This is a genomic window from Dietzia cercidiphylli, assembly GCF_014145145.1.
GTDB classification, from domain to species: domain Bacteria; phylum Actinomycetota; class Actinomycetes; order Mycobacteriales; family Mycobacteriaceae; genus Dietzia; species Dietzia natronolimnaea.
Genome location: NZ_JAALEA010000168.1, coordinates 1 through 4,352, shown reverse-complemented (window position 1 = coordinate 4,352; position 4,352 = coordinate 1). Strand labels below are relative to the sequence as shown.

3 protein-coding genes are annotated in these 4,352 nt (G+C 69.2%); all 3 read right to left on the bottom strand.

What is annotated here, in order from left to right; translation table 11 throughout:
* Nucleotides 1-1,831 (bottom strand): alpha/beta hydrolase-fold protein (locus G6028_RS06625; protein ID WP_182658392.1); only part of this gene is annotated, 1,831 nt, incomplete at its 3' end.
* Between the two features lie 241 nt (nucleotides 1,832-2,072).
* Nucleotides 2,073-3,209, bottom strand: coding sequence for an alpha/beta hydrolase (locus G6028_RS06620; RefSeq protein ID WP_182658391.1), 1,137 nt, complete (start codon nucleotides 3,207-3,209; stop codon nucleotides 2,073-2,075).
* A 194-nt stretch (nucleotides 3,210-3,403) separates the two neighbouring features.
* The coding region (locus G6028_RS06615; protein WP_479682424.1) for an arabinofuranosyltransferase AftB family protein at nucleotides 3,404-4,352 on the bottom strand (949 nt) is incomplete at its 5' end.

Here is a 4,352-nt window from a genome sequence, read left to right as displayed (position 1 = left end):
TGGCGTGCGCACCGGTGCGCGGCGACCAGTAGATCGCCCCGCCCTGGAAGCGACTGAAGGCGCCGTTGCGCGTGGTCAGGGAGATCTCGTCGGTGGTCGGGTACCCGAGTTCAGAGTTCTCCGCGCCGGCCTCCCGGTAGGTGGTCAGGATGGCGCCCTCGACGACCCTGGGGCCCGTGGCGGAGGACCAGTAGACGGTGCCGCCCTGGAAGCCCTGGACCACTCCGGGCTTGTTCGGGTTGGTGATCTCGTCGGTGGTCGGGTAGCCGAGGTCCCCGCGCTCGGCGCCGCGCTCCTGCCACATCGACCGGATCGCCCCGCGGATCGCGTGCGCCCCGGTGGTCGGCGACCAGTAGATGACCCCGTTCTGGAACTGGGTGAACCGGCCCCTGCCGTCAGGCGTGGTGGTCTCGCCCGAGGTGGGCAGCCCCAGCGGGCCGTCGGGTCCGCCCTCGGCCTGGTAGGCGGCGCCGATGGCCCCGAGGACCGAGTGCGCGCCCGTCTGCTGCGACCAGAAGACCCGGCCGAAGCGGAAGTCGGTGGCCTTGCCGCCCTTGACGTCGTACTCGCCCGTCAGACACGGGCCCAGACCGGGCTGACGCTCGGCGACCCGGGCGATCTCACCCTGCGCCGCGCACGGGGGCTCGACGTTCTCGATCTCCACAGCGCCCGCGAACTGGGGCCACGCCTGCATCATCTCGAACTGCCAGTACGGCCACGTGTGCGTGCCCGAGGGCCGGAAGTTGGCGGTCACCTCGACGCCGGCCCCGCGGGCCTTGTTGACGAAGGTCTGGGTGGTCATCCGCGACAGCAGCTCGAGCCCGTAGCCCGGGAAGTTGGTGGGGATGTCCGGCAGACCCGACGGCTGGTCCCACGGACCGGTGTTCCCGCTTCCCGCGGACACGTAGACGCTCTGGCCGCGGAGCTTGTCCGCGTGGAGCTTGGGGTCCTGCTCCTGCCACCTGGCCGAGCCGAGGGGTCCCCACATGCTCTCCGCCTGATACCCGCCGGCGTCCTGCATGGCCACCTTGATGGCCTCGGGCATGCCGAAGCTCGTGGTGTCGAGGAAGCCCGAGTAGCTCGCCGCGAACTGGAAGTAGTCCGGGTAGCGCTGCGAGAGCATCATCGCGGCCGTGCCACCCATCGACAGCCCGGCCACGCCGTGCTTGTCGTTCACCCGCCAGTCGCGGGCCAGTAGCGGCGGCAGCTCCTCCATGAGGAACGTCTCCCACTGGTAGGCCGAGCCGTTGGCGTCCGCGACCCAGTCCGTGTAGAAACTCGATTCGCCGCCGACGGGGAGCACGATGATCGCGTTCTTGGCGTCGAAGAACTGGGAGATCTTGGTCTCGAGGGTCCACCCGCTGGCGTCGTTGCGCGCCCGCAGGCCGTCGAGCAGGAGCAGCGAGGGGTACGTGCGTTCCGGCTCGGCGTTCCACTGGGCCGGGAGCATGAGCTGCACCTGGATGGCCTGCTCCATGGCCGGGGACTGCACCCACAGTGCGACCCGGTTGGCCGTCTTCCACTCGACCTTGTCCAGGCGGACTCCGGTCGGGAGGGTCGTCGGCACGCTCAGGGAGGGGGAGTCCACCCGGTTCCCGGGGGTCTGCCGGGCCGGGTCCTCCTGGCCGGGACCGGTCTGTGCCGGGGAGGCCTGGACCGGGGAGCCCTGGGCGGGAGTCTCCTGACCCGGGGCCACCCGGACCGGGGTCTCCTGGGCGCCCGCAGCCGGAGGGACGATGAGGCCGGAGCCCACCATTCCCACCACGAGTGGGGCCGCCAGGAGGGACGCCCACCGGGTGCGGGGGCTCGCGTGTGCGCTGGGGGTCGCCATGTGAGGTTCTCTTCCTTGCCGCGTCGTCGCCGAACGTCTCGGTGAACGGGCCGCGAGCGCGACCCGGACAGCTTCTGCCCGGGGCCCTGGTCCGTCGTCCGCCCGCGGGCTCCCCTCCCGCGGCCGAACCCGGTGGTCACGCAAGCGACCGGGGCCCCGCACGAGAATCTACGCGCGGGGCCCCGGTGTGACGGGTGAGGACTCGCTGTGAGCGGGCGAATCCGTTCTCATATCAGTCGGGTCAGTACCCCGCCCATGCGAAAGCGTTCATCTCGGGCAGGATCTGCGCCGAGCGGGCCGCGATGAGGTCGTCGTTCCAGTAACCCCAGCCGTGGATGCCGGTGGTGCGGTAGTTGAACGTCGCCTTATTCGGCGCGGCGTTCATCGTGTTCTGGAACGCGAGGGTCGAACCACGTGACAGCCCCTCGAGGATGATGCCGTTGAACGTGTTGAACACGGCCTGCAGGCTGGAGGGCTGGTCGTACTGGCCCGGGATCGCGGAACCGGCGGTGACGTACATCGGGATGTTCCGAAGTCGATCGGCGTTGAGGAGCGGGTCGTGCTCGCCCCAGCGCGGGGAGCCCGGCAGACCCCACATGGCGAACGGGTCACAGCGGCACTCGTCGAACATCGCCAGCGGGATCATGGTGTACATGCCCGGAGCCGTGGGGTTCATGTAACCGGAGAACACCGAGACCTGCTTGAACTGCGTCGGGTGCTTGGCGGCGAGCGTCGCGGCAGCCGAGCCGCCCATCGACAGGCCGGCGATGGCGTTGTTGGTACGACTGACGCCGAAGTGGCGCTCAAGGTAGACCGGCAACTCGCGGGTGAGGAAGGTCTCCCACTTGTACTCGAGCAGGTTGCCACCGAGGTTGATGGGCCGGTCCCAGTCGGAGTAGAAGGACACCTGCCCGCCCACCGGCATGACCAGGGTGATGTTGTCCTGAAGGAAGATGCGGTGCGCCTGGGCGTCGCGGGTCCACGCGTTCCAGTCGTCCCGCGCGCGCAGGCCGTCGAGGAGGTACAGGCCGGCGTTGCCGTTGAACCGGGCCGGTTGGACCTGGACCTTGATGTCGCGGTTCATCGACGGCGACCACACGTTGCAGAACTGGACCCAGGATCGGGCCTGCTCGTCGTACCAGCATCCGGGGCGGAGCACTCCGCGGTTTCCGCGCGGGTCCTCGTTACCGCCGGCCGGTCGGAACGCGGGGGCCGCGGGCGGCGCGCCGGCTGATCCGGCGGAACCGAGGCTGGCCGACGAGCCCTGCTCGGTGGCCTGGGCGCCGACGAGAGCCGGGGCGCCCACGACGAGGCCTGCAGCCGTCGCCAGGGCGGTGAGCCCGGCGGCGAACTTGCGCCGGAGGGTGGTCTGGGACATTCGTGGGTTCCTTTGTTCGTTCCTGGTGCCCCCAGGTGACCCGGGGCATCGGTGACGTCCATCGGACCGGCCCCACCAGGGGAGGACCGGAACTGCGACATCGTTACTGTCGCTTATTCTGGGACAGGTGTTACAGGTCGGGGACCTGATCGATCCCCTACTGTTATCGATTCGAGACAACAGTACGGGCCACACTACCGAGTGCCCTGGTACTTCTCCACTTTCTCAGGCATGGGCAACCCGCACCTCTGCACCTCGTATGCAGGGATTCTGTTGATCCGGTACTCGGCGAATGAGAATGCGTTAACCAGGTTGGACCAGCGCTTCTCCAGCGTCAACGGGCCGGAATACGAGTCGATCAGCGCCTCGGTCGCGGGGCAGGTGAGCGCCACCTCGGCCTGGTTGACCCAGTTCACGTCGATCCATCGCGGGAAGTTGACCGGGTCCTCGACCACCCCGTTGCGCGCGAGCACCCAGTCGTACGGGAGGAACTTGTCGTGCCCGATACGCCCGTCCTCCATGCGGTCGGTGTGTGCGGCCAACGGCGAGGCCAGACCCACGGTGTCGTAGACGTCCACGTCGAGCGGGAGGTTCATGCTGGTCATGCCCAGGTTGAGGAACACGACCGTCTTGATGGGGTCGTCGGGCAGTTCGAACGGCTGCAGTCCGGGCATCGGGCGGTCGTAGGCCACCACGTCCCACCGGTCCTGGAAGCCCGGGACCGGCAGGAATACCGCCCCCGTCCGGTTGGTCGAGACCTCTCTCACCAGTGCCCTCATGCGCGGGAAGTCGAGGTAGTCGTCCGCGAGCAACGGGTGCTTGTGGCCGGTCCGCTGGATGTAGAACTGCCGCTCGTCGACGATCCCCGCGGCGGTGATGGACTCCGGTTCGTCGCGGAACGGGTCCTGGACCACCTCGACGGTCACCGCCCATCCGACGACGACGAGCCACGCACCGGCGACGACGGGGACCGCCACCCGGCGCACGCGGGCGTCGTCCGCCCCGCGGGCGGGTCCGACCGGCAGGGGCACCACGGAGACCGGCAGGAGGAACAGGAACACCGACGGCAGCAGCACCCGGCCGTGCATGAAGTCCCCGCCGACCCGGGTGACGTACGCCAGCATGATCACGGCCACCACGAGG

Bases quoted from the DNA above. Each gene is read 5' to 3' on its own strand.
- G6028_RS06620 (WP_182658391.1), bottom strand. From the start codon at position 3,209: ATGTCCCAGACCACCCTCCGGCGCAAGTTCGCCGCCGGGCTCACCGCC.